The following is a 24,663-nucleotide window of genomic DNA, read 5'->3' on the forward strand; positions in this document are numbered from 1 at the left end:
TTGTGGAAATAAGGGGGATCCTGAGGGTCCTCCTATTTTAGTTGAATGCAACTATTCTTTTGGAGTGTCAAATGAGAAATCAATTTAATATATTCATTTTTTTAACCTCGTTATTAGCTGTTCTTTATATGACAAGGATGTATTGGCAAGGTTGGGTAGTTGGGGCATTAAGCGTTGCCTTCTCATTATCTGTCGTCTTTATAGCTGTTGTTATTTTTTTTGAGAATCGACACCCAACAAAAACGTTAACTTGGCTATTAGTACTAGCAGCGTTTCCGTTAGTTGGTTTCTTTTTTTATCTGTTATTTGGACAAAATCAGCGAAAGAGTCGATCTTTCTCTATAAAAGCCCTTCAAGATGAACAAGCTTTTGAGAAAATTGAGGGGCATAGACAATTGAATGAGGATCAAATTCAAAAAATGGGTGGACATCAACAACTGCTCTTTAGGTTGGCTCATCGTCTTGGAAAAAACCCTGTTTCGTTTTCGAGCGAAACGAAGGTTTTGACAGATGGGAAAGAGACGTTTGCTCATATTTTACAAGCGCTTAAATTAGCAGAGCATCACATACACCTTGAGTATTATATCGTCCGAAGCGATGAACTTGGGCAAGAGATAAAAGATATCTTAATTAAAAAAGCTAAATCGGGTATAGAAGTTCGGTTTCTTTATGATGCTGTAGGCAGCTGGCGGCTTTCCAAAAGGTATATTCGGGAGTTAAAGGAGGCTGGTGTTGAAATAGTTGCATTTTCACCAGTGAAACTTCCATTCCTAAATCACAAAATTAATTACAGAAATCACCGAAAGATCATTGTCATTGATGGCATCGTAGGTTTTGTTGGTGGTTTAAATATTGGGGATGAATATTTAGGGAAACATTCATACTTTGGAAAGTGGAGAGACACACATTTATTTGTTAGAGGCGAAGCGGTCCGAACGTTGCAGCTAATTTTTTTACAAGATTGGCATTATCAGACAGGGGAAACAATCTTGAACCCAACATATTTATCACCTGCTTTGACGTCAGTTCACGCTGATGGAGGCGTCCAAATGATTGCAAGCGGACCAGACCAGCGTTGGGAAGTGAATAAAAAGCTATTCTTCTCCATGATAACGTCTGCTAAAAAGTCAATATGGATTGCTAGCCCCTATTTTATTCCTGATGATGACATCTTAAGTGCGCTTAAGATCGCTGCGTTAAGTGGGGTTGACGTGAGATTGCTCGTGCCTAGTCGCCCTGATAAACGAATAGTTTTTCATGCTTCACGTTCTTATTTTCCAGAGCTGTTAGAGGCGGGAGTGAAGATCTATGAATACAACCGTGGATTTATGCATAGTAAATTAATTATTGTTGACCATGAGATGGCTTCAATTGGTACATCAAATATGGATATGCGTAGTTTTCATTTGAATTTTGAAGTGAATGCTTATTTATATCAAACGAAGAGTGTGACGACCCTTGTCAGTGATTTTGTTTATGATTTAGAGCATTCAAATCAATTAAGCTATCAATTATTTAGAAATCGTTCTATTTTATATCGAATTATTGAATCTACTTCTAGATTATTATCACCTTTATTGTAAAGGGTGTCTCAAAAGGTTTTTGACCTCTTGAAACACCCCTTTTATTTAAAGCTACAAAAAGAAAAATAACCTTTTTATAGTTAGTGTGATAATTATTTTCTTTTAAGCAGGATTTATAAAAATAAAGGACGAATTGAATTAAATATATAGATGGAGGTGGATTAATGTTTAACGCTAAGTTAGCAGATGGAACAATTATATCGATGGCAGACCAATGGCACATTGACGAGTTAAAGGAGTTGCGAAAAAAACGAGATTTTTTTTGTCAGGCTTGTGAGTCTCAAGTGCAGTTAAAACTAGGTTCTTCAAAGCTCTGGCATTTTGCTCATCAGGCAAATAGTATATGTCTATATTCATTAGAAAGAGAAACGATGTATCATCTTAAAGGCAAAAGAAAGTTATATGATTGGTTAAAAAATCAACAACTGAAAGTCGCAATGGAAGTATACTTGCCACTTATTAAACAAAGACCTGATATTTTATTTCGCCAACAAAACACCCTTTATGCACTGGAATTTCAGTGTTCCCCAATTGATTCAACACTTCTAAAAAGTCGTTCTAAAGGTTATCAACAACTTGGAATCATTCCGATCTGGATTCTAGGTGGAAATCGTTTAAAACGACACGGACCTCATACGTTTTCAATGAAATCATTTGAATGGCATTCAACTCGTATACTCACAGACCAGCAACGTTTTCTTACTTATTTCTGTCCTGAACAATCTAGTTTTGTTTTCTTGCAGCAATTAACCCCGTACAGTGCAACTCGTCTATTAGCTTCATATCAAGAAATATCCACTACAGCCTCTTCTCTTGAAACAATCCTTTATCCCAGGAAAAACAACAAAAATTTATTAGATCATTGGCTTACTGTTAAGAAACATTGGCGTTATCATCAACCTAACCCATACCCAAATAAAGCTGAAAAATTATTGCAAAGTCTCCTGTATCGACGCCGCATAGCCCCTAGTCTCTTTCCAATTGAAGCAGGATGGCCAACAAATCATTATGAACTTATTTCATCTCCCCCTTGTTATTGGCAAACTTACCTCTTATTAGAGTGTCTTGAGCACCAGCCTCTATATCAACCATTTTCTATTCACCTCGCTATTCATTGTATCCAACCTTACTTAAGCAAAAATTTATTTATGTTACGTTCTATGAATGATGATAGGCATTGGTCTTTAGCGATTATTGGCTATTTTCAATTTCTCGTTGAAATTGGATACTTAGAGCAAACGCCAAAACGCTATTTTAAAAGAATTAAGGATATCGTACATCCTAAAACGATAGAGGAAGCAATTTCGTCTGACCAAACATTATACTACAATACTTTAATTACTCTCATGAGGAAGAGAAATGAAGGGAAGAATAAAGGAATAAGTGACCTAAAGTCGAATATATAATATGGTAAGAAAGTGGGAGGTGCTATTCAATTGTCAAAAAAATTGCAAAAGCGAGATGAAGTTCCTGTAGAGAAAACATGGAATCTAGAAGCTATCTTTAATACCGATGAAGAATGGGAAAAAGAATTTAAAGAGATTCAAATTATGCTTCCATATCTTGAGGCTTGTAAAGGGACGCTAGCCGATTCGGCAGTGACGTTATTCGTAGCACTTGAGAAGCAAAATGAGATTTCAGAAAAGCTTGGGCGTTTATATGCGTATGCACATATGCGCAATGATCAAGATACGTCGAATTCTTATTATCAAGGATTAAATGATCGTGCATCAAGTCTTGCTGCACAGGTGGGTCAAGCTGCCTCATTTATTGTTCCGGAACTACTTTCAATTGAAGAATCAAAAATTGAAAAGTTTATGAGCGAACATGACGGGCTAAAGCTATATAAACAAATGTTTTCCGAATTAAATCAGCAACGAGCTCACGTGCTATCTGAAGTGGAGGAAGCGATTTTAGCTCAAGCAGCAGAAGTGACGAATAGTCCTAGTAATACATTTGGGATGCTTAATAATGCTGACCTTAAATTTCCAACTATTGAAGACGAAAATGGAGAGGAAGTAGAAATAACGCATGGACGCTATATTCGTTTCTTAGAAAGCAGCGACCGTCGTGTACGAGAAGATGCATTTAAAGCTGTGTATAGCACTTATGATAAATACAAAAATACATTTGCTTCTACGCTTAGTGGACAAGTGAAAAGGGATTTATTTTATGCAAAAGTAAGAAAGTACAATTCAGCACGAGAAGCTGCTTTAAGTGAAAATCATATACCAGAAGTAGTTTATGATCAACTCGTAGAAACAGTAAATAATCGGCTAGACTTGCTTCATCGCTATGTTCGATTACGGAAAAAAGTACTTGGTGTCGATGACTTGCATATGTATGATCTCTATACTCCACTTGTAAAAGATGTGAAGATGGAAATTCCTTATGAAAAAGCTAAAGAGCTTGTAATCAAAGGGGTATTACCATTGGGAGATGAGTATGTCTCAACATTAAAAGAAGGATTTACAAAGCGTTGGGTTGATGTGGAGGAGAATGTTGGTAAACGTAGTGGGGCATATTCTTCTGGTGCATATGGAACAATGCCGTATATTTTAATGAACTGGCAAGATAACGTCAACAATCTTTTTACACTGGCTCATGAATTCGGGCATAGCCTGCACAGTTATTATACTCGTCGGAATCAACCTTTCTTATATGGTGATTATACGATATTTGTAGCAGAAGTTGCTTCTACGTTAAATGAAGCTTTACTTAATGACTATATGGTAAAGAATACGGATGACCCTAAGGAAAAGCTATATTTGTTAAATCATTTCCTAGAAGGATTCAGAGGCACGGTATTCCGTCAAACGATGTTTGCTGAATTTGAGCAGCTTATCCATGAAAAGGCGGCAAATGGTGAAGCATTAACACCTGAATTATTAACAAAGACCTATTATGATCTGAATGTAAAATACTTTGGAGAAGACCTTGTTATTGATGAAGAGATTGGACTAGAATGGGCCCGTATTCCTCATTTTTATTACAATTTCTATGTTTACCAATATGCAACCGGATATAGCGCGGCAGCAGCCCTGTCAAAACAAATTCTTGAAGAAGGGGAAACAGCAGTATCTCGCTATTTAGACTTCTTAAAAGCCGGGAGTTCAGATTATCCGATTGAAGTATTAAAACATGCTGGAGTCGACATGACGTCTTCAGAGCCAATTGAGCAGGCGCTTGCCGTCTTTGAAAAGACATTATCAGAAATGGAAGAGTTACTTGAACAATAAAAGAGGCTATCTCAAAAGGTCCGTTCTTTGACCCCTTTTGAGATAGCCTCGACCATTTGAGCAAGCCCTATTTATGAAATCCTTTAAACCGTTTATGAGTGGCAAGTGGAGAGAGTGTAAAGACTAGTCCAGCAAATAAGGCCGGCCCTGCAATCCAAAGCGGAAAAACTCTCATTAATGACAAAAGGAAAAAGAAATAGCTAATGATGATAATAATAATTCCAACAAAGATTCTTACCTGATTCAACACAAGCCCTCCTATCAACAGGTCCTAACATAGTTTATGATTAGTTGTTCAAGCTTAGAAGGTGTGTTTTTCCTAAATCAAATAAGTTATATTTTCCTACAAAATCCCTGGAACTTAGATCTTTAATCTAATCCTCTATCCTAAGTACCGCCAAAACATGCCATATTTAACAGGGACCGCTTCAACTTTTTGTTGAAGTACGAGTGCTTTTAACTGCTTTTCAGCTTCTTCCACAGTGAGGCTAAAAACGACGGAAACCTCAATCGTAGCTACAAACTCATAGCGTTTTAAGAAACCCTCCAATGTTACAGCTACAGCTGGTTCAGGTTTGAACCCGAGCATTTCTTCTAAGATTTGTACGTAGACTTTATATGGATAATTTCCCGTCACTTTAATGCCATCATCCTCAACATTGGCATTAAAGAAGACAAAGGTTGGGACAATGTCAACGCCCATTTCATTCGTTGTTTTTATATCATGCTGAAGTGCTTTTGTAGCCGTTTTGGATGATAGGTCATTTTTAAATTCGTCTAAGTCTAAAAAAGCCTTTTTTGCGCAGTCAATCAGTACTTGCTCTTTCGTGATATTTTGTTTATTAAGAAAGAGAGCTTCTCTCATTTTACGCAAAAAACGTGTACCTGCTTTTGGTCCTTGTAATTCGGCTGCCTTTATCGCTAACGAAGCAAGATATGGGGAGTGCCACTCATTTTCTAACCAAACATCTCCATCGCAGGACATTCCTGTTTTTGTTGCGATATCTTCCCAAATCGTTGCAATTTCTCTCTTTTTAGAGACGAGTCCTTTTGTTGTATTTTTACACGCATTCCATGCTTGAAGCCTTCCCGCTACAAGAGTTCTTATCCGAAAATAATTTCCATATTCGACTTGTAGCCTTTTTAACATAGGTTCAAAAGCCCAACAGTCAGCACATAAGGGGTCAATAAATGTATACAATTCAATCGGTTTAGGGCGTTTCTCAGATAACGATTGTTCAGGATCTAGACCACAAACGCCAAGTTGAATATCGCAAGTTGAATGAGTATCTTTTTGGTTCAATGGTCATTCTCCTTTCTACAATGGTTGATTCACCATATGATGAGCGGTCATTGTTAAACGTTCTAGCATATATTCACGAATGACTCCTTCTATTCCAACATCATCCATTGCACTTTCCATACAGGTAAGCCATGCTTCTGCCTGAACCGGGGTGATAACAAAAGGCATATGGCGAGCCCGTAACATTGGATGACCGTGCTCTTCTGTATAAAGAGTGGGGCCTCCAAGAAACTGTGTTAGAAATTGTTTTTGCTTACGAGCTGTTTCCGTTAGATCTTCAGGAAAAAGGGAAGCTATGTCAGGATGCTTTGCCACTTTACTGTAAAAGGTATCAACTAATTTTGATAAAATTTTCTCCCCACCTAAAGCATCAAAAGGGGTTTGACTTGAATTGGTCATATTTATAACTCCTCTGTTGTATAGCAGTAACAAACATATTGTTCTCTATCTCATATTGTAGCAATATGAGATTAGTACGGCAAATTTGATGAATTACCATTATTACATATTGAATAAGATAAAGTTTGAAGTGGTCTGTAGCTAGTAAAAGAAAAAAACTGATATTGAGAAATTGAGCTAACTCAGTTTCACAAATCAGTTTAGTATGTGTGGGTATTTGGTGAAAAATCAAAGTGTTAACTTAAGCATTTAAATACGTATTTAAAACACGTGGCACATAAGCTTGTGTCTCTTTGAATGGATGAATTCCTCCATATCGATCAACATTCCCAGGACCGGCATTATATGCAGCCAACGCAAGACTCGTATCTCCATTGTATCGGTCTAACAACTGGAGTAAATACTTCGCCCCACCATTGATGTTTTGTTCTGGATCAAAACTGTTTTCAACTTGAAGCCTGCGAGCAGTTGCAGGCATTAGTTGCATTAAACCTCTAGCACCTGCATGACTAATTGCATGAGGGTTAAAATTAGATTCATGTTTAATCACTGAATGAATTAATTTAGGGTCTAAGTTGTATTTTTGGGCAGCAGACTCGATAAGTGGCTGAAATTTTACTTCCTTATTGGAAAGAGAGTTTGTCCAATTTTGATCCACTACAGCAGTCACTTCACTTATTACTGGTTTAACAATAGTTAGTGGATGAAGAAACAGGTCTCTTTGCCTAGTTTGAGGAGAGGAAATTTGCAGCATATTCATTTGTTCATCTAAGAAATGTGAGAACACAGATTGTATAGCAGATTGTTGATGACTTGTTTTTTTTACTTTTTGCAAAGCTTGAAGCTGATTCACATGTTGAAGGAAGGACAGGTCCATTGCTACACCTCATACTTTTATGACACTAGGAAAAAATATAAATAAATACGTATAGAACAATAAGCTATGCAAATAAGCGGGGTAACAACAATTGGTTGTTTCTGAACTATCTTTTGTCTAAGTCTAACTTTCGAGTGAAAAATCGACATACTTTGTTTTCAGTCACTGTATATTGAATGTTATAGTCGTCTAAAACCTTCATAAGGGTAGTGGTAGCATGTTCCTCAGAGATTCCTTCAAACTCTATTTCAAAGTCTGTTTTACCTAAATAACTACTCTTATCTAAACACAAATTGCCTTCTTTATGTGATATTTCAATTCTACTCGTAGTAAGTGTCCCTAGATAGGCGAGATTCTCAATCGGAATATTTAGTGAATTAAGCTGGCCTTTGACCTTGCCATCAGGTAAAGTCCCTTGCTCTTTTGCTGTAATCCACTCATTTTTATTTAACGTTTGATGAGTCTCGAGCTTTCCAACTGTATGAGGTTGCTTCAAGGTTAATGTGAATGTATTATTTTTTTCACGAATTCGAAGACCAGCATGAGCGGCTTTTAAAGAAAAGTCAGGTGTTTCAAAGTAATGATTGTGCTGGGTGACTGCTTCTGATTCATCTAATTTCAATCCTTTAACTAACGTACAATACGCCTCTTCCGTAAGCATTGACTTTACTTCAATTTCTATTTCTTGTGACACGCGAATCCATCCTTTATTAGTAAAAATTCTTATTTTATATATTTTTTTTATTATAACAGGTAATTTTCTCAAGTGGTATATGACCGTTTTTCTATTACTAATTCTATTTTCAGTAGTCAAGTTATTCATACAGTTTTAGTCACAACTTATAAAGGGCATTGGTACGTATTAACATAAGAACTATGTTAGAATAAATGGTGTATGTGTAAGATCTGTTGAATAGTTGGAGGGACATGATGAAAAAACTAGAAGTAAGTAAAATAGTTGTTGAAAAAGACCAATATACTGCAATAATGCAGGAAGAAATAGATGTTGAGCTTGCTGAAACGTTGCAAGCAGGTGGGCGTATGCTTGTTGATTCAGATGGGTTAGCATTTATATACATATTAGAAGATGAATCTGCTTTTTATTATGTGATTTTTTCACAGGAGACTTGGCCACAATTACGTGAAATATTATCCCAGTCAGCTACACTTGCTTTACGTTTAAACAAGGAGATAGAGATTGAGCTTTCTTCTGTTGTTGAAGAGCTTTCTTTTCTAACTGATAATATTGAAGGTAATAGTAATTATGGTGAAGAGATGGAAAAGGCAGTACAGGAGATTTTCAATTAATTATTCAATTTGAAAATCTTCTGTGCATGGGACGGACGGTGATTTAATGAGCAATTGGAAGATTTTTTTAACTCCATATAAACAAGCAGTTGATGAGTTGAAGATTAAGCTAAAAGGAATACGGGAACAGTATCAACAGTCTTCCAAGCACACTCCGATTGAATTTGTTACAGGAAGGGTGAAGCCTGTTACGAGTATCTTAGATAAAGCAAAACGAAAAAACGTTCCTCTTGATCAGCTAGAAGAAGGGATGCAAGATCTTGCAGGCGTTCGAATTGTAACTCAGTTTGTAGAAGATATCGAAACTGTTGTTGAATTAATTAGAACGAGAAAGGACTTTGAAATTGTCGAGGAACGCGATTATATTTTTGAGAAAAAGCCAAGTGGATATCGGTCTTATCACTTGGTTCTACGCTATCCTGTACAGACCATTGAAGGAGAGAAGAAAATCTTAGTTGAACTACAGGTCCGTACATTAGCGATGAACTTTTGGGCAACGATTGAGCATTCTTTAAACTATAAGTATAGTGGTGAAATTCCACAGGACATAAAGATGCGATTGCAACGAGCTGCTGAAGCCGCATTTAAATTAGATGAAGAAATGTCGATTATTCGTGACGAAGTAAGAGACGCACAAGAAATTATCTCAACCAAGCAAGAGCAAGGAAGAAAGCTGTAGAGATTAAGGAGGAAGTTTGATGAAGTTTATGGTCACATCGCGCGGGGATGACGTGTCTAATACTTTGCAGCAAAGAATAAAACGATATTTGCTTGATTTTGGTTTGTTATATGACGAACATGAGCCGGAAATGGTTATCACTGTAGGTGGAGATGGGACCTTGCTACAAGCGTTTCATGATTATTCCGAACGTCTTGAAGATACGGCTTTTGTCGGAATACATACTGGTCATCTAGGATTTTACGCAGATTGGGTACCTGACGAAGTAGAGAAGTTAGTGATACATATTGCCAAAACCCCTTACCAAATTGTTGAGTACCCACTACTTGAAGTGGTGATTCGGCAGGAAGGTACTTCCAATTCAGAACGTCATCTTGCGTTAAACGAATGTACGATCAAGAGCATAGGGGGGTCTCTTGTTAGTACGATTGATATAAAAGGAGAGCCATTTGAAGTATTCCGAGGCGATGGGTTATGTGTCTCCACTCCCTCGGGTAGTACGGCTTATAATAAAGCATTAGGTGGAGCGATCTTACACCCTTCTTTAGCTTCTATTCAGATTGCAGAAATGGCGTCTATTAATAATCGAGTGTACCGTACAGTTGGATCTCCCCTTGTTTTACCACAACATCATACGTGTTTGTTGAAACCGTTAAATGATGTTGATATTCAAGTGACCGTGGATCACTATACTCTTGAGCATCGTCGAATTAAATCATTACAATGTCGTGTTGCTGAAGAGAAAATCCGATTTGCGAGATTTCGACCGTTTCCATTTTGGAAGAGAGTAAGGGAGTCATTCATCCGTGAATAGATACGCCGCAACTCTCTCGTGGAGAGTAGATGAAAAGTGGGACCAAGAGCTTTTACGGCTATTTCTACGTGAGCATTGTCATATCTCAAAGCGGGGGCTTGCAGATATTAAATTTAACGGTGGGGCAATTGCTTTAAATGGGGAAGAGGTAACAGTCCGTAAACTAATAAAAACAGGTGATGAGGTGACTGTTTGTCTCCCGGCTGAGGAAGTGAGTTCCTCCTTATTAGCTGAAGATAAAGATCTCGACATTGTATTTGAAGATGACCATTTATTACTAATCAATAAAGAGGCAGGTATATCAACAATCCCATCAAGAGAACATCCAGTCCATTCGTTAGCTAATTTCGTCTTAGGGTACTATCGCAAAAAAGGACTACAAACTACGTTTCATGCAGTTAATCGTTTAGATAGGGATACGTCAGGTTTATTGATCATTGCAAAACATCGTCTTGCTCATGATCGGCTTTCTAAATTGCAGCAGGAAGGGTGTGTCAATCGTTATTACAAGGCGTTAGTCACAGGTAAGCCATTACAGGAAAAAGGGACGATCGATGCCCCGATTGATCGAGATCCAAATAGTATTATTTCTCGCCAAGTTAGAGAAAGTGGCAAAAGAGCTGTTACCCATTTTTCTATAATAAAAGTGACAAATCAAGGAAGTTTGGTTGATATTAAATTAGAAACCGGCAGAACACACCAAATTCGAGTTCATTTTTCTTACATAGGACACCCTTTATTAGGAGATGATCTATATGGTGGAAGGCGTGATGTGATCGACCGTCATGCACTTCATTGTTATAAGGTGAAATTTCAACATCCATTCACGAACGAATGGATATGTATTACAACGGACTTGCCTATGGATATGAGAAGCCTAATAAACTAATAGAGAGGCTATTTTACTAATAAGGAAGGCAACTAAAAAAAGCTGGTAACAGAGATGGAATGGCTCCATTCGCTACTCGCCTTAAAAATGAGAAATTGGCTCTTCTCAAGGCTTTAAAAGAAGTAGCGACGGTGCACATTGCTGCGGGTTTTCCAAAAAAGGTCAAAAGCAAACCTTTTTGGGGAAGCCCTTTTAATCTTGTGTCACATGTTCAATGGTATGCTCAGTTAGTATTTCTCCCTGTGCATTATAAATTTCTACTATAATCCCTTCTCGTAAATCTTCATCTGTAACATCAGTCTCAAGGGAAAATACCTCAGCAAAAAAGAAGCTTGAACCGCCGCTTAATTGAAACTGCTCTGGATTCCCATCGGTATCTGAAAACACGATTTCATCTTGGCCACTTAAAGCCGATTGTACGTTTGAGTCGACAATGAGAAAACGGGCAGATAAATCATTTGCAGGTAATTGTCCTTTATTTTCTATTCTGACGTAAATAGATGCCATCTCAATTTCATTATCGTGTATGATTCGAGTTTGGTCTTGATCGATCTCGAGAGTAACCTCTGGGCCACAGGCGGTTGCAACAAATAATAGGAATAAAAAGATTATGTATTTTTTCATAAAACTCCTCCATAACTAAATAATTAATTATCAAATGCCCTAAATTTCTCTTCGACTAAAGGTTGTTTGGACGGAACTTGGACGATTTGCATCTCAGGATATTGTAAAGCAGTTAAGGCCCCTCCAAATACACAGCCAGTATCAATATTTACCGTCCGATGAATAAACCTAGGATTCCGTACAGGAGTATGACCGTAAACTATCCATTCTTCTCCTTGATGCTTCTGGGCCCAATCACGTCGTACAGGTGTTCCATCTTTGTTCGTTTCACCAGTAATATCTCCATAAAGGACAAATGTTTTAACACGCTTACTTGTTTGGCCAATTAAATCGCTGCGAATTCCTGCATGTGCAATAACAAGCTTTTTGTTATCGAGAACTTGGTATAGGGGGGACTCTTCAACTAAGGACATAAATTGATGTCTGACTTTTTGAAAATCCTTCTTAGACAAATTGTTTAATTCTTCAACTGTTGTTTCAAGTCCATGAGTAATTTGCACGTTTCTGCCTAGAAAATAACGATAAAGCTTATCGCAATGGTTTCCGGGACAATAATAAGCTTGTTTATTTTTTACAAGTTCTGCGACTTCTTTTATTACAGCAATAGAGTCAGGTCCGCGATCTGTTAAATCTCCAACAAACGCTAATTTTCTCCCTTTAGGATGAACGTATGCATGATCTTTTTTTTCATAACCTAATTTAGTAATAAGCAAGATGAGTTCCTCATAACATCCATGTATATCCCCGATGATATCAATTTCCATTTTTTAACCCTCCTGTATCCTTTTCCGAACAAGAAGACTCGTTCAAATAATAGCTTATCCAGTAAAGAGAAAGCAATGAACAGGTTAAAAATTCACACTACTATCAAAATTTATTGAATTTTGTTTGGGAGGGGTTACATAAGTATTTATCGTTGACATCTTGACTATCTGTTCTTTAATATTGATAGGACTTATTAGTACAGAAGTTTTAGGTATGGGAGTGAATAATCAATGTTGCCACAACCTGTAACGAATCCTGTTCTTATTTTTGCTATTGCTATGGTCGTTTTTCTAGTGGCCCCATTGATTATGGCAAGGTTAAGAATTCCGGGTATTATTGGGTTCATCTTTGCGGGAGTTATTATTGGTCCAAATGGGCTTGGCCTCTTAGATCGGGATCCTACCATTGTGTTACTTGGAACAGTCGGTCTGTTATATATTATTTTTATTGCTGGGTTGGAGATTGATTTAGAGGGATTTAAAAAGTATCGGAACAGAAGCTTAACATTCGGAACCATGTCTTTTACGATTCCTTTTGTATTAGGTACAATAGGAGCGTATTTACTAGGATATAGTGTTGCAGGGGCAATTCTGCTGGGATCTTTACTAGGATCACATACTTTGCTTGCATATCCGATCGCCAGTCGATTGGGGATTGCAAAAAACAAGGCCGTAACTACATCTGTTGGTGGAACAATTATGACGGACACGCTTGCTTTACTTGTGTTAGCGGTCGTAGCGGGTTCTACTCAAGGTGAGCTGACACCGGATTTTTGGTTTGTCCTTGTTGTTTCTTTAGTCGTCTATGTTGCTGGGGTTTTTATCATTGTACCAATAGCTGCAAAGTTCTTTTTCCGAACATTGAGTAGTGAAGGAACACTAGAATTTGTCTTTGTATTGACCGTGTTATTTGTTACAGCATATTTTGCGACGGTAGCGGGCTTAGAGCCAATCATTGGTGCGTTTTTAGCAGGTTTAGCCTTAAATAGGTTCATTTTTGAACAGAGTCCTCTAATGAATCGAATAAAGTTTACTGGGAATGCATTATTTATTCCGTTCTTTTTGTTATCTGTTGGAATGCTGATGGATTTAAGGATACTCCTTTCTGATCCGTCTGCATGGACGAAGGCGGTTCTAGTTGTCTCTCTTGTTATCATTGGAAAATTCTTAGCGGCATGGATTGCAGGTAAAATTTACCGATATTCAGGAGAAGAAATAAAGCTTATTTTTGGTCTGACGATTCCGCAGGCAGCGGCCACATTAGCTGCCACTCTTGTTGGTTTTGATTTAGGTCTGTTTGATCAAGCGACTGTAAATGCCATTATTGTAATGATCTTAGCAACATGCATGATTGGACCATATACAGTTGAGAAATTCTCGAGAATCATCGCGATGAAAGAAGACCAAAAGCCATACGAACCTTCTTTAGCTCCTGAGAGGGTAATGGTCCCACTTGCGAACCCACATACAATGGAATCATTGATGGACTTGTCGTTTATTATTAGAGGGCAATCTCCTGAACCGCTTTATACGCTTTCAGTTGCGCAAGGTGGAAGGGAAGACTCTTCCTCGAGAATCGTAGAAGCAGAAAAGTTACTCGGGCATGCTGTAACGTATGCAGCAGGGGCAGAAGTGCCAATTCAAATGCTTACAAGGGTAGATACAAATATTACATCTGGTATGATTCGAGCAATGGAAGAGTCACGTATTACTACGACTGTTATTGGCTGGAATGGAAAGCTATCCACCCCCCAGAAAATATTTGGCGGGGTATTAGACCAATTACTTGAACGTACAACACAAATGGTTCTCGTATCGATGCTTGGTCATCCGTTAAATACGACTAAGCGAATTGTTATTCTTATTCCATCTGGTTTTGATCATAAATCTGGTTACTATCAATCCGTTCAAGTAGCCAAAAAAATGGCGAGTCAATTGGGAGCAACCATTGCTTGTTTTGTTGTAAAAGATAATATTAAAAGTTATGAAAAGAGTTTTAACGAAGTGAAGCCTGATGTCAAGGTATCGATTACAAGCCTTGAATCTTGGAATGAATGGCATAATACGTATAAGCCACTTCTACGTGCAGATGATGTTGTTATTGTCTTTAGTGCGAGAAGAGGAACAGTTGCATGGCATCCACAGCTTGAGCGCTTACCACGAGTTCTAGCTCATTCAGGGCCGGAGAGCTTCATTATCGTTTATCCTCGTGAATTGGAGGATGTTGATACAAGAGGGACGAGAGGAACGGCATTGCCGAAGACATTCTTATCAAATAGTTCATACGAGGAGTAATGTGCAAGGGGATGTCCCAAAGGTTAAAACAGACCTTTGGGACATCCCCACTTTTTATGTAATGGAAGTTTGCCTTCCTCATTATTGGGTGACACTGAGGATAAAAACAGGAGTGATTCATAGTGTTAGCTGATGTTATGGTTGTGTGTCCAAAATGCAAAGATCAAAGGCCCATCACGAATTTGTTAACAGCTCAATCCAATCAAAATGTCATTTATAAGTGTTTAGAATGTGAGTATGAGCAGAAGAATATTAAAACAAAAAAGGGTTAGCATGATTGAATGTTGAAACTATCTATCATAAGAACCGTATGATATAATAATTAGTACTTGGTATTAATAACTACTCATAATGGAGGAGAAAAAATGATTCAATTAAATTTAGAGGAACGTACATATGTTGTCATGGGTGTGGCTAATAAGAGAAGTATAGCTTGGGGAATTGCACAGTCCTTAGCAAATGCAGGAGCAAGATTGATATTTACATACGCTGGAGAAAGGCTTGAAAAAAATGTCCGTTCTCTGATGGATACATTAGATCGAAAAGATCATCTTATTCTTCCTTGTGATATTACAAGTGATGAAGAAATCGAAAAGACGTTCACACAAATTAAGGACGAAGTAGGAACAATTCATGGAATTGCTCACTGTATTGCTTTTGCCAATAAAGATGAATTAGAGGGAGAATATTTAAATACAACTCGTGATGGGTTTCTTCTTGCTCAAAACATTAGCGCATACTCATTAACAGCTGTTGTAAAAGAAGCTCGCCCACTAATGACTGAAGGTGGAAGTATTGTCACGCTTACATACCTAGGCGGGGAAAGAGTTGTTCGAAATTACAATGTAATGGGTGTAGCAAAAGCATCCCTTGATGCAAGTGTAAAATACTTAGCGAATGATTTAGGGAAAGATAACATTCGAGTGAATGCTATTTCAGCAGGCCCAATCCGTACATTAGCAGCTAAAGGAATTGGTGGCTTTAACGATGTATTAAAAGAGATTGAAGAGCGTGCACCGCTTCGTCGTACAACGACTCAAGAAGAAGTAGGAGACACGGCATTATTCTTAATGAGCGACTTGTCACGTGGAATGACTGGTGAAATGTTGCATGTAGACAGTGGTTACAATATATTGTCATTATCATAAAGGAAAAAGGCTGACGAAGAATGTCAGCCTTTTTTGTACTTTTTAGTATCTTTGTTGTCCGAAAATGCCTGTTTGACCGATAACCCAAGGTATGAAGCCGCCAGGCTGGCCTGGGTACCAAGGTGTGTAAGGTGGTCTTGGTGGTCTTGGTCTAGGAGGTCTACCTGGGCGAGGTGGAATCGGTCCATAGTATGGTGCAATTCCAACTAAGTCACTATGATGTACTTGAATAAATTGCGGTTGATATCTAGGTGCTCTGTACATGAACATCGACACCATTCCCGTTCTACGATTATAGTCTGTTATATATGCAGTTACTTCACCGTAATTTGGGATGGATGTTGTTACCCATTGATTGACGTACTGAGATACAACGACCGGTGGTAAAAATTGGACGGTTGGTTGTTGTGGTCCGTACATGAAATCAACTCCTTTATCTTGTTTTGATTCTCTTTATTGTATGGATATAGGTTGAGTAGGTGAATGTCCTATTGGATTTTCGTATGATATGGGCTAAGGCACGAAAACGATATACAAAAGGGTTGACCCGTTAGAGTCAACCCTTTTGTACTTGCTTAACGCAATTTTAGCTTTAGAGCGTGTTCAAAATGAAAAAGTATCTTCTATTAAAAAAAGTTTTGTGGATTTTTATTTCGTTTTATAAAAGGTATATGATAGCCAAGGCTTAGTTGTTACAGGTTTAGATTGGTAAGTAATGGTAGACTGGAAGGGGCTCCTATTGTAAAAAAGGGTTACATCATGACCTGGCGGAATGCTCGAACGAATCTCCTCAGAATTTGAAATAATATCCTCAAATTGAGTTTCAGGGTCAAGCAGGTGTTTTTTCTCACTAACGCGTATTTTTAGAGATCCAATCTTTTTCATAGTATGCTCTTCTTGTGATTGCTCTTGGGTAACAAGTAACATTTCTTCAAATAGATTAATGGCTTCTTCTAATTTTTGAAAAGCCTCTCTTAATTTTTGATCTGTTTGTTCCACGTTTTCACCTCATTTATCTAAGTATATTAATGGTAGCTTTATTTGTTTGTCCTCCTATACATATGTGGCTTTTCCGATTTTAATTATGTTTTTGCAAAAAAGATGTATCATACTTTTGTTTAATCAATTGTATAGTTAAATAAATGATAAAAAGAGGTGAGCAGCAAGATGGGAAAACATAAGGTACCTTTACTCTATATTTATCAAAGAAGAGAGGATGAGATTGAAATTAGTGAACAAGATTTTGTTTATAAGAAAGCAATTAGAAAAGGAGTTAAACAGATTGAGCCGCCGTTAGTTGGACCACTGGCAAAGTATAGGCTAGATCCAAATTTTGAACAGGTCATTACGGAAAAAAAGAAGATAACGGAGCGGACGTAAACATTTTGAAAAAAATCAATAAAAAAAATAAAGGTAGGGAAAGTACTTTTTCAACATGAAATGATAGTAGACCCTATTGGATTTGTTTTAAAAGGTTCTTACGTTTGTTAGAACTAAAAAGGAGGGTGCTGCTGCCAAAGCAACGCCCTCCTAAATTGTTTTTATTTGTGCCCCCACTCGTCAAGAAATTGCTCCAAAAATCCTTCTAAGAATTGATGACGTTCAAGAGCTCGTACCTTTCCTTCCTTCGTGTTCATTAAGTCTTTTAATTTAAGTAACTTCTCATAAAAATGTCCGATCGCACTAGAACGACCATTACGGTATTCATCGACTGTTAATGTTTCTCGAACGAAAAGTGTAGGGTCGTACATAGGATCACCTTTACTTCCCGCATACACAAAGGTCCTAGCAACACCGATCGCGCCAATTGCATCTAGCCGATCAGCATCTTGTACGACTTGAGCCTCTAATGTCGTTACAGGCTTATTCGTACCGCCTTTAAAAGACATCGTCGTAATAATGGTCAGAATATGCTGGCGTTGTTCTTCTGTTGTACCAATTTTAATAAGCCAATCATCGACATTTTTTACCCCTTGTTCTTCACTTTCTACGACTTTATCGTCAATTAGATCATGAGTCAGGGCTGCGAGTATGACTATTAATTCATCTGCTCCTTCAATCTCGGCGATCTCCTGAGCTTGTTTTGTGACACGTTTAATGTGGTACCAATCATGACCAGTTTTTTCATTTGCAAGTTGATCTTTAACCCACTTTCGCGTTTCGTCGACCATTTGTTTGTGGTTCATTGTTGACCTCCTTTTTATGATTTAAGTTGCTGTTTCGGAGCAAGGCGTTGAACCTCTCTAACAAATCGTGAGCGAAATGCTTTTTTACCTCTTCTTGTAATTGGTACCGACAATTTTAAGCTTTCTTCTGCTCTTGTCATGGCAACATACATGAGGCGGCGTTCTTCCTCGAGTGGTTTGTCGTCACCTTCCCGCCAAGCTTCTAGGGCGTAATCATGAGGCAAGCTTCCTTCAACACAGCTAAGTATATAAACATGCTTGTACTCTAACCCTTTTGCTCTGTGAATAGTCATTAATTGGGTAGCATTTGTCATGTTTTTTTGAGAACGTACTTCGTCGTATTTAATCGTCATATGATCAATGTAATCTAGTAAATCCTCAATGGTTGAATGGTGCCTTGCCATTACTTTGAGATCGCGGATATCATCCGATCCTCGTTCCATCTTATTGCCTTCGTTTCCTTGTTTTTTAACGTAATCATTGAACCCCATCTCCTGTTCGATAAATTCAATTGCTTGAACAGGTGATTTCTTTTGGAGGTGAAGAAACTTTTTTGGTAGTTCTGAAAGTTTCTTCATTTGAAATGGTTGTAGTCCTTGAAGGTGCGGTAGTGCCTCAATATATGTGCAATCATTTGCTATACTAGCTGCTTTAATATCACGAACTGCCTGCTGCTTTAAAAACAAAGCACTAACTAACTCTTGCAAGGCTTGAGAGTCATCAGGATTTCGTGCTAGCTTGAGGTATGCTAATACCTTTCTCACCGCTTTGCGTCTGTAAAATGATTCACCATCAGCTTCTAACTGAAAAGGAATGCTAGATGAAATAAAGCGTTCAATAAGTGCTCTGGCGGAGCTATTTGTTCGAAATAAAATAGCAAAGTCAGCTGGGGTGGCTCCGTTATCTATTTGCTTTTTAATATCATTCATTATCATTGTCGCTTCTTCTTCTTCGTCAAACGGATAAAAAAGAAGAGGAGGCTTTTCTGAAGAAGTTTGAGCAAGTAACTGCTTTGCATATCTTGTACGGTTGCTTGCTATAACATTATTAGCAGAGGAAACAATCTCATGATTTGATCGATAATTCTCATTTAATATAACCATTTTCGTTTCCGGATAACGCTCTTTAAAGTTGAGAATGTATGACGGATCACTTCCGCGGAATGCATAGATTGACTGATCATCATCTCCTACCACACAAAGATTTTTTGTCCGGTCACAGAGCATCGTAATTAATTCAACTTGTACCTTATTAATATCTTGAAATTCATCAACTGAAACATAAGCAAAGCGTTGTTGATACCGCTTAAGAAGATGAGTGTTTCTAGTTAAAAGCTCATGTAAACCGATGAGCATGTCATCGAAATCAAACATGTTTTTTGTAAGTCGCATTTGCTCATAGCGTTTATATAAGTAGGAAACTCGTTCTTCCCAAACATCTTTTGGCTTTACCTGATCAGGTGTAGTGAGATGGTTTTTCCACCAGCTTATTTGTGTTAATGCTTGATCAAAAGCAAATTCTTTCTCGTCAATGTCTATTTCACGACCAGCTTCTTTTATCATAGCCTGACGTTGCCATTCTTGGTTTAATAGGTTATTGGGTGACCATTGTTCCGGTTCGTGGTGCATTAGCATCTTATAGAAGATACTGTGGAAGGTTCCAATCACCAGTTGATTAAGAGTAGAGCTGGAAATTCCGGGATATAAACGCATCCGCTCTTTCATTTCTTTTGCCGCTTTAGCGGTAAAGGTAACTAAGATCATTTCTTTTGGCGAGTGATTGAGCTCTGTTAGCATAAAGGCAGTTCTCGTTGTTAACACACGGGTTTTTCCACTACCTGCGCCAGCAAGAATAAGGAGGGGGCCTTCTGTCGTTTGCACAGCTTTCCATTGATTATCATCGAGGTAGATCCCATTTTCTGATAGTGTGTGCCGATAGCCAGTTTGCACTTGAAACGAGTTTGGTTGTTTAGGTTTGAAAGTGGGAATAGCTTTGACTAACTCAGGTTCTTTCCAAAGGTCGCTCTTTGCTTCTTGGCTATTTGTTGTGATTGCTCGCCGCTTTGGCAATTGTATTCCAGAAGTCGTATGAGAACTTTCAGGATGTAGTTCTTTTTGTTTGGAGTTTGTAAGTTTTTTTTCCATGAGTGTCACTGTATCTATACATTCGTCAGTGACATGTAAGTGTATGAACGATGGAGGAGTGAGGATACTCATATCCATCTTTAATGGCGAATGACAATGTATACAAGTGACCTCTTGTCGAATACTAGCCATATACAATTGTTGCCATTTTTCACGCTCACAGCTAGGAAGATGGATCAGCTTGTCTTGGTGATAAGCCACTTGCATAATAAGTCTCCTCTCTCATTTAGATCTTGTCTTATCGTAGCAAATTTTGTCGTGTATGTGGTCATTTTTATTTAAAAAGAGGAAATAACTTTAAAGTTAGAAAAAGGAGGAGAGGGTAATTTGATTTCTTTTTTTATACTGGGTTGTATTGTTACGATTACGGCAGTTGCTTTTTTTCTTAGTGGCTGGTTTTTGCAGGAGCAATTTTTGTTTGGTCCATTTATTGCTGCGTTAATTGGATTGAACTTTCTTTTCATTAGTTTTGTGCAATTAAAGCGTGAACGAGAAGAAAGAGAGGGAGGAAGAACTTCTTAAATTAAATTAAAAGAGACGGATCAGTTTGGGGAGGAGTTGTGATGAAAAAACGGGTTGGTCGTTGTCAATTGTGTGAACGTGATGAAGTGGAAATAACCGTTCATCATTTAACACCTAAGGAGGAAGGTGGGACACACCTTCCAACTGTTGACCTCTGTATACCTTGTCATAAGCAAACCCATGCGATTTACAATAATAAGGAAATCGCATTTCGCTTAATGACTTTGGAAAGATTGCAGGATGATGAGCAGTTAAAGTAGTTTATTAAATGGATTCAAAAGCAACCTCCTAAAGCATTAGTGATAATAAGAAAATCAAAATCAAGAAGATGACTTTCGTTGTATCCTTACATATGTGGGTCGTTGCTTAATGGCTCTAACATCTTCAAGTTCAGATGTACAACTTGGACATCGGGTTGCTTTATAAGCTATTGATTGACAGCAGTGCGGACACACTTTTGTCTTCATGTTCACAAGTGGATCTTCTTCAGGGCGTCTAATTCGATTGACTTGTCTAACAAATAGAAATAGAACAAAAGCGATAAGAATGAAGTGAACGGCATGATTTAAAAATGTTCCATAATTAATCATAGGAACTCCAGCTTCTTGAGCTTCAGCAAACGTGTCAAAGTGGTGATTCGATAAGTTAATGTACTTATTGGAAAAGTCTACTTGCCCAAAGATGAGACCAAAAGGAGGCATAATAATATCATCGACTAATGATTCAACGATCTTTGCAAAAGTGGTGCCAATAATAACTCCAATACTCATATCAATGACATTGCCTCGTACAGCAAATTCTTTAAACTCATTTAATATTTTCATGTTATCACCTTCTTTAGAAGAGTACTAAAAAAGAGTTTCCCCTTTTGTGACAGTACCTTACAGGGTTGTCTATGTAACAATCTATGCAATCAGAAGGAATAGATATGATAAAAAAAAGGGGATGTCCCAAAAGGTCTGTTTTTGACCTTTTGGGACATCCCCGAAGCAATTTGCGGAGTCGCTACATCTTTTAAAGCCTTGAGAGGAGTGGCTTTCTCCTCTCAAGGCGCGTAGCGAACGGAGCCATTGTCCCTCTGTTAGCGGCTTTTGAGACAGACTCTTCTTTTTTGTACTGGGCTAGCTGGATTCGAACCAACGCATGACGGAGTCAAAGTCCGTTGCCTTACCACTTGGCTATAGCCCATTAATATATTTTTAGTTTGATCAGGAAATTGCTTTGTTATGCAGAAGAGTTCTTTAAAAAGCCGCTTTTTGCTAGTCAGCGTTACTTCGCTATTATGTTTTGTTACTTTAATTTTTTTATGTAAAAAAAGGACTATAACTTAATTTGTAGAAATTAGAAAAAGTAAGTAAAGAAAAGGAGGCTGATATTATTGTATGAAATTGAATATTATAGTAAGTATTTGCTTGATGACGCTATTTCACGTAAGGTGACAGATCTTCATTTCATACCTGAAGAAGATCAGTATGTAATTACGTACCGCTTTAATGGCATTATGGAACCTAGGGGCAGGCTTCCGTTAAAAATGGCAGAAAGGTTAATTAGTCATTTTAAATATCGATCAGGTATGGATATTGGCGAACGTCGAAAACCCCAAAGTGCATCAATGATATACAAAGAACAATCCTCTTTATCTTACTCTCTAAGATTATCTACTCTTCCTTCAAGAGAAAAGGAAAGTTTAGCGATACGCATACTTCCAAATTTCTCCCTACAATCTTTTTCTTCATTATCTATCCTTCGAAATCAAGCAAAAAATCTTGAAAGTATTACTTCATTGACTCATGGACTGTGCTTAGTGTCAGGCCCTACCGGTTCAGGAAAGACAACGACTTTATACACAATTGTAGAAAGTATAATTAAAAAAGGAGGGAAAAGAGTTATTACAATTGAGGATCCTGTTGAACGCAATATCGATAATGCCATTCAAGTAGAAGTCAATTCGAAGAAAGGGGTAACATTTGATTATGCCTTAAAGGCTACGTTACGACATGATCCAGATGTTATATTAGTTGGTGAGATTCGAGATGAAGTGACAGCGAAGCTTGCCATTAGAGCTGCACTAACTGGGCATCTTGTATTAGCAACGGTTCATGCAAATGATTGTTATTCGGCATTGGTACGAATGAGAGACCTTGGGGTTTCACAACTTGACCTGATTCAATGCTGCAGACACGTTTTGTCTCAGCGGATTGTAACGACTAAGTGTCCATATTGTATTGAAGAGTGCCTTCCGGTATGTGCGAGGGAACGAACGATGTCACGGGCTGCCGTATTTGAATTGTTAGAGGGAAATCGTCTAAAAAAATCGTTAATCAACGAGTCGAAGTTTGAAAATGCTTCATTAGTCAATCAGGCGCGGAAAGCATGGGCATTAGGATACCTTCATGATAAGGAGGTATTGAGATTTGTTACTAATACTTTCTAAGAGTCAGCGTAAAAAGAAGTATTTGCGTGATGTGGCTGATTCTTTTATTCGAATTGGACGTTTACTTGAACAAGGCTACCCTCTCGAAGTTGCCCTAACATTTATTCAAATGCATGTCATGAAGATGACGAGGGAACAATTCAAGATTGTAATAGTAAATTTACAAGAAGGTCACTCTGTTCATGAATCGTTTCGGTTCTTTGATATGCCCAAAAGTATTAAGTCGTTTCTTTACTTTTATGAAAATCAAGGGGAAATATCTGAAGGCTTTACTCATGCGGGAGAATTGTTACGCTACAGAGAAAAGACTATTTATGAAGTAAGCAAATTAATACGTTATCCGGTTGCCCTATTGTTTTTCTGTATGATTGTGTTGTTTTTAATGTTTCGGTTTGTTCTTCCTCATTTTCGTTCTTATTTTGCGATGGTAACAGAAGCTCCTCCATTCTTATTTAGAATCTTACTTTTCTTTCTTTTTAATTTACCTTACCTATTCGGTGTCTTAGTCCTTTGCCTCCTTATTATTTCTATTTATTTGTACCCTAAAATGAAACAGTACACTCCATATGAAAGAACAATGAAATTACTTTCTCTTCCTGTTGGTAAGCAACATGTTAAAACGGTGATAACGTACTTCTTTGCCTTACAGCTTGGTCGATTAATTCGAACAGGTATGTCTTTGCAACAAGGGCTAAAGCAATTTGAAAATCAAGATTATCTTCCGTTCTTGCAACAAGAATGTGTTCAAATATCACATGAGCTTAATCAAGGTCATAGTTTTCAGGAGATAGTAAAAATGAAGGATTATTTTAGGCGTGAGTTGTCGTTTGTAATTGATAATGGTGAGAGGACAGGGTTTTTAGGAAGTGATTTAGAGCAATACAGTGATATTCTTTATCTGGAACTAGAAGATTCTATTCAAAGAGTGCTAAATCTTGTCCAACCAGTTCTTTTTCTTGTCATTGGTGGATTTGTTTTTATCTTATTTTTTATAACGATGCTTCCGCTTTTTCAGATGCTTGGTGGTTTATAGATTAAAATGCAGAAGGGGTGTCTAATATAGAAGAAGGGACTTTAAAGGGCTGCTTTGCCTTTTTAGTCCCTTATAATATGAAAGAACTAAAGGAAAAGGTGACTTTTATAATTTTTTTTTTAAAAAGCTTGCATCATTTTGTTTATACGTGTTATATTATTAAACGTCGCTGATGAAGCGGCTATCAACTTAAAAAATAGTTGACTTCGATATTTGTTTTGTGTTATGATATAAAAGTTGCTGTTATGAAAGGTTCTTTGAAAACTGAACAAAAGCCAAGCGAATTAAAAGAGATATATTATCTCGTCAAAGAAATTTACCCGATAGGGCAAATTTTATCCTTAATTATTGCATTGCTAGCGTGATGCAAATTGAGCTAATCAGCTTACCATTTTTATGGAGAGTTTGATCCTGGCTCAGGA

Annotated in this window: 26 protein-coding genes and 1 tRNA gene; 14 read left to right on the top strand and 13 right to left on the bottom strand. The window is 37.6% G+C overall.

Going from position 1 to position 24,663, the window contains the following annotated elements; all coding sequences use genetic code 11:
- The first annotated feature begins 71 nt into the window (after nucleotides 1-71).
- The 3 genes from cls (at nucleotide 72) to pepF (ending at nucleotide 4,822) form a co-directional block, all read left to right on the top strand.
- Nucleotides 72-1,583 (top strand): cardiolipin synthase, encoded by a 1,512-nt coding sequence (cls, locus tag SAY88_RS16100; protein WP_332633001.1) that lies wholly within the window; start codon nucleotides 72-74, stop codon nucleotides 1,581-1,583.
- 164 nt (nucleotides 1,584-1,747) lie between these two features.
- Nucleotides 1,748-2,989 carry a competence protein CoiA gene (locus tag SAY88_RS16105; RefSeq protein ID WP_332633003.1) on the top strand — a complete coding sequence of 414 codons (1,242 nt, stop codon included), beginning with the start codon at nucleotides 1,748-1,750 and terminating at the stop codon, nucleotides 2,987-2,989.
- 30 nt (nucleotides 2,990-3,019) lie between these two features.
- Entirely contained in the window at nucleotides 3,020-4,822 is a 1,803-nt protein-coding gene (pepF, locus tag SAY88_RS16110; RefSeq protein ID WP_332633005.1) for an oligoendopeptidase F, read from the top strand.
- Nucleotides 4,823-4,889: 67 nt separating this feature from the next.
- Here the strand turns inward: pepF and SAY88_RS16115 are convergent, their stop codons facing one another.
- The 5 genes from SAY88_RS16115 to SAY88_RS16135 all read right to left on the bottom strand — a co-directional run bounded on the left by SAY88_RS16115 (nucleotide 4,890) and on the right by SAY88_RS16135 (nucleotide 8,095).
- Nucleotides 4,890-5,069: a hypothetical protein gene (locus tag SAY88_RS16115; protein WP_332633007.1), complete on the bottom strand. Its 180-nt coding sequence runs from the start codon at nucleotides 5,067-5,069 to the stop codon at nucleotides 4,890-4,892.
- A 135-nt stretch (nucleotides 5,070-5,204) separates the two neighbouring features.
- Complete coding sequence (locus tag SAY88_RS16120) at nucleotides 5,205-6,125, bottom strand: ClpXP adapter SpxH family protein (protein WP_332633008.1); 921 nt, start codon at nucleotides 6,123-6,125, stop codon at nucleotides 5,205-5,207.
- A gap of 15 nt (nucleotides 6,126-6,140) precedes the next feature.
- Nucleotides 6,141-6,524 carry a globin domain-containing protein gene (locus tag SAY88_RS16125; protein WP_332633010.1) on the bottom strand — a complete coding sequence of 128 codons (384 nt, stop codon included), beginning with the start codon at nucleotides 6,522-6,524 and terminating at the stop codon, nucleotides 6,141-6,143.
- 241 nt (nucleotides 6,525-6,765) lie between these two features.
- The gene (locus SAY88_RS16130; RefSeq protein WP_332633012.1) at nucleotides 6,766-7,401 is read right to left on the bottom strand and encodes a lytic transglycosylase domain-containing protein; all 636 of its coding nucleotides are present in this window, start codon (nucleotides 7,399-7,401) and stop codon (nucleotides 6,766-6,768) included.
- Between the two features lie 106 nt (nucleotides 7,402-7,507).
- Nucleotides 7,508-8,095: a CYTH domain-containing protein gene (locus SAY88_RS16135; protein ID WP_332633014.1), complete on the bottom strand. Its 588-nt coding sequence runs from the start codon at nucleotides 8,093-8,095 to the stop codon at nucleotides 7,508-7,510.
- 233 nt (nucleotides 8,096-8,328) lie between these two features.
- Between SAY88_RS16135 and SAY88_RS16140 the strand changes: the two genes are divergently transcribed.
- Genes SAY88_RS16140 through SAY88_RS16155 form a run of 4 tightly spaced genes read left to right on the top strand, consistent with a single transcriptional unit; the run spans nucleotide 8,329 to nucleotide 11,091 of the window.
- The gene (locus SAY88_RS16140) at nucleotides 8,329-8,709 is read left to right on the top strand and encodes a UPF0738 family protein (RefSeq protein WP_332633015.1); all 381 of its coding nucleotides are present in this window, start codon (nucleotides 8,329-8,331) and stop codon (nucleotides 8,707-8,709) included.
- A gap of 46 nt (nucleotides 8,710-8,755) precedes the next feature.
- Nucleotides 8,756-9,388 (top strand): GTP diphosphokinase, encoded by a 633-nt coding sequence (gene yjbM / locus SAY88_RS16145; protein WP_332633017.1) that lies wholly within the window; start codon nucleotides 8,756-8,758, stop codon nucleotides 9,386-9,388.
- 19 nt (nucleotides 9,389-9,407) lie between these two features.
- Nucleotides 9,408-10,202, top strand: a complete 795-nt coding sequence (locus SAY88_RS16150) for an NAD kinase (RefSeq protein ID WP_332633019.1) — start codon at nucleotides 9,408-9,410, stop codon at nucleotides 10,200-10,202.
- Entirely contained in the window at nucleotides 10,195-11,091 is an 897-nt protein-coding gene (locus tag SAY88_RS16155; RefSeq protein ID WP_332633021.1) for an RluA family pseudouridine synthase, read from the top strand. The genes SAY88_RS16150 and SAY88_RS16155 overlap by 8 nt, the downstream gene beginning before the upstream one ends.
- A gap of 192 nt (nucleotides 11,092-11,283) precedes the next feature.
- Here SAY88_RS16155 and SAY88_RS16160 read toward each other — a convergent pair whose 3' ends face one another.
- The gene (locus SAY88_RS16160) at nucleotides 11,284-11,715 is read right to left on the bottom strand and encodes a putative periplasmic lipoprotein (RefSeq protein ID WP_332633023.1); all 432 of its coding nucleotides are present in this window, start codon (nucleotides 11,713-11,715) and stop codon (nucleotides 11,284-11,286) included.
- Between the two features lie 23 nt (nucleotides 11,716-11,738).
- Nucleotides 11,739-12,479: a bis(5'-nucleosyl)-tetraphosphatase PrpE gene (prpE, locus tag SAY88_RS16165; RefSeq protein ID WP_332633025.1), complete on the bottom strand. Its 741-nt coding sequence runs from the start codon at nucleotides 12,477-12,479 to the stop codon at nucleotides 11,739-11,741.
- A 231-nt stretch (nucleotides 12,480-12,710) separates the two neighbouring features.
- Between prpE and SAY88_RS16170 the strand changes: the two genes are divergently transcribed.
- Complete coding sequence (locus SAY88_RS16170; RefSeq protein WP_332633028.1) at nucleotides 12,711-14,774, top strand: cation:proton antiporter; 2,064 nt, start codon at nucleotides 12,711-12,713, stop codon at nucleotides 14,772-14,774.
- Nucleotides 14,775-15,139: 365 nt separating this feature from the next.
- Nucleotides 15,140-15,922, top strand: a complete 783-nt coding sequence (gene fabI / locus SAY88_RS16175) for an enoyl-ACP reductase FabI (protein ID WP_332633030.1) — start codon at nucleotides 15,140-15,142, stop codon at nucleotides 15,920-15,922.
- A 42-nt stretch (nucleotides 15,923-15,964) separates the two neighbouring features.
- Here fabI and SAY88_RS16180 read toward each other — a convergent pair whose 3' ends face one another.
- Both SAY88_RS16180 and SAY88_RS16185 read right to left on the bottom strand, forming a co-directional pair.
- Nucleotides 15,965-16,342, bottom strand: coding sequence for a hypothetical protein (locus SAY88_RS16180; protein ID WP_332633032.1), 378 nt, complete (start codon nucleotides 16,340-16,342; stop codon nucleotides 15,965-15,967).
- 228 nt (nucleotides 16,343-16,570) lie between these two features.
- Nucleotides 16,571-16,921, bottom strand: a complete 351-nt coding sequence (locus tag SAY88_RS16185; RefSeq protein ID WP_332633034.1) for a hypothetical protein — start codon at nucleotides 16,919-16,921, stop codon at nucleotides 16,571-16,573.
- A 168-nt stretch (nucleotides 16,922-17,089) separates the two neighbouring features.
- Here SAY88_RS16185 and SAY88_RS16190 point away from each other — a divergent pair, with 168 nt between their 5' ends.
- Nucleotides 17,090-17,302 (top strand): hypothetical protein, encoded by a 213-nt coding sequence (locus SAY88_RS16190; RefSeq protein WP_332633036.1) that lies wholly within the window; start codon nucleotides 17,090-17,092, stop codon nucleotides 17,300-17,302.
- A gap of 161 nt (nucleotides 17,303-17,463) precedes the next feature.
- Here SAY88_RS16190 and SAY88_RS16195 read toward each other — a convergent pair whose 3' ends face one another.
- On the bottom strand, nucleotides 17,464-18,108 hold the full coding sequence (locus SAY88_RS16195) for an HD domain-containing protein (RefSeq protein WP_332633038.1): 645 nt from the start codon (nucleotides 18,106-18,108) through the stop codon (nucleotides 17,464-17,466).
- 14 nt (nucleotides 18,109-18,122) lie between these two features.
- Entirely contained in the window at nucleotides 18,123-20,459 is a 2,337-nt protein-coding gene (locus SAY88_RS16200) for an ATP-dependent helicase (RefSeq protein WP_332633040.1), read from the bottom strand.
- A gap of 120 nt (nucleotides 20,460-20,579) precedes the next feature.
- Here SAY88_RS16200 and SAY88_RS16205 point away from each other — a divergent pair, with 120 nt between their 5' ends.
- Nucleotides 20,580-20,774, top strand: a complete 195-nt coding sequence (locus SAY88_RS16205; RefSeq protein ID WP_332633042.1) for a hypothetical protein — start codon at nucleotides 20,580-20,582, stop codon at nucleotides 20,772-20,774.
- Between the two features lie 41 nt (nucleotides 20,775-20,815).
- Entirely contained in the window at nucleotides 20,816-21,034 is a 219-nt protein-coding gene (locus tag SAY88_RS16210) for an HNH endonuclease (RefSeq protein WP_332633044.1), read from the top strand.
- Between the two features lie 60 nt (nucleotides 21,035-21,094).
- Here the strand turns inward: SAY88_RS16210 and mscL are convergent, their stop codons facing one another.
- Both mscL and SAY88_RS16220 read right to left on the bottom strand, forming a co-directional pair.
- Nucleotides 21,095-21,592, bottom strand: coding sequence for a large conductance mechanosensitive channel protein MscL (mscL, locus tag SAY88_RS16215; protein WP_250098043.1), 498 nt, complete (start codon nucleotides 21,590-21,592; stop codon nucleotides 21,095-21,097).
- A 298-nt stretch (nucleotides 21,593-21,890) separates the two neighbouring features.
- Nucleotides 21,891-21,962 (bottom strand) — tRNA-Gln (locus SAY88_RS16220).
- 190 nt (nucleotides 21,963-22,152) lie between these two features.
- On the opposite strand from SAY88_RS16220, the gene comGA reads away from it, so the two are divergent.
- On the top strand, nucleotides 22,153-23,208 hold the full coding sequence (gene comGA / locus SAY88_RS16225) for a competence type IV pilus ATPase ComGA (RefSeq protein WP_332633046.1): 1,056 nt from the start codon (nucleotides 22,153-22,155) through the stop codon (nucleotides 23,206-23,208).
- Nucleotides 23,189-24,241, top strand: coding sequence for a competence type IV pilus assembly protein ComGB (gene comGB / locus SAY88_RS16230; RefSeq protein WP_332633048.1), 1,053 nt, complete (start codon nucleotides 23,189-23,191; stop codon nucleotides 24,239-24,241). Before comGA ends, comGB begins: the two co-directional genes overlap by 20 nt.
- Nucleotides 24,242-24,663 lie beyond the last annotated feature (422 nt).

Source organism: Halalkalibacter flavus, from assembly GCF_036663575.1.
GTDB classification, from domain to species: Bacteria; Bacillota; Bacilli; order Bacillales; family Bacillaceae_D; genus Halalkalibacter; species Halalkalibacter flavus.

Bases quoted from the DNA above. Each gene is read 5' to 3' on its own strand.
- SAY88_RS16150 (WP_332633019.1), top strand. From the start codon at position 9,408: ATGAAGTTTATGGTCACATCGCGCGGGGATGACGTGTCTAATACTTTG.
- fabI (WP_332633030.1), top strand. From the start codon at position 15,140: ATGATTCAATTAAATTTAGAGGAACGTACATATGTTGTCATGGGTGTG.
- prpE (WP_332633025.1), bottom strand. From the start codon at position 12,479: ATGGAAATTGATATCATCGGGGATATACATGGATGTTATGAGGAACTC.
- SAY88_RS16180 (WP_332633032.1), bottom strand. From the start codon at position 16,342: ATGTACGGACCACAACAACCAACCGTCCAATTTTTACCACCGGTCGTT.
- SAY88_RS16200 (WP_332633040.1), bottom strand. From the start codon at position 20,459: ATGCAAGTGGCTTATCACCAAGACAAGCTGATCCATCTTCCTAGCTGT.
- SAY88_RS16130 (WP_332633012.1), bottom strand. From the start codon at position 7,401: ATGGACCTGTCCTTCCTTCAACATGTGAATCAGCTTCAAGCTTTGCAA.
- SAY88_RS16125 (WP_332633010.1), bottom strand. From the start codon at position 6,524: ATGACCAATTCAAGTCAAACCCCTTTTGATGCTTTAGGTGGGGAGAAA.
- SAY88_RS16210 (WP_332633044.1), top strand. From the start codon at position 20,816: ATGAAAAAACGGGTTGGTCGTTGTCAATTGTGTGAACGTGATGAAGTG.
- SAY88_RS16160 (WP_332633023.1), bottom strand. From the start codon at position 11,715: ATGAAAAAATACATAATCTTTTTATTCCTATTATTTGTTGCAACCGCC.
- SAY88_RS16105 (WP_332633003.1), top strand. From the start codon at position 1,748: ATGTTTAACGCTAAGTTAGCAGATGGAACAATTATATCGATGGCAGAC.
- SAY88_RS16195 (WP_332633038.1), bottom strand. From the start codon at position 18,108: ATGAACCACAAACAAATGGTCGACGAAACGCGAAAGTGGGTTAAAGAT.
- SAY88_RS16170 (WP_332633028.1), top strand. From the start codon at position 12,711: ATGTTGCCACAACCTGTAACGAATCCTGTTCTTATTTTTGCTATTGCT.
- SAY88_RS16140 (WP_332633015.1), top strand. From the start codon at position 8,329: ATGATGAAAAAACTAGAAGTAAGTAAAATAGTTGTTGAAAAAGACCAA.
- SAY88_RS16190 (WP_332633036.1), top strand. From the start codon at position 17,090: ATGGGAAAACATAAGGTACCTTTACTCTATATTTATCAAAGAAGAGAG.
- yjbM (WP_332633017.1), top strand. From the start codon at position 8,756: ATGAGCAATTGGAAGATTTTTTTAACTCCATATAAACAAGCAGTTGAT.
- cls (WP_332633001.1), top strand. From the start codon at position 72: ATGAGAAATCAATTTAATATATTCATTTTTTTAACCTCGTTATTAGCT.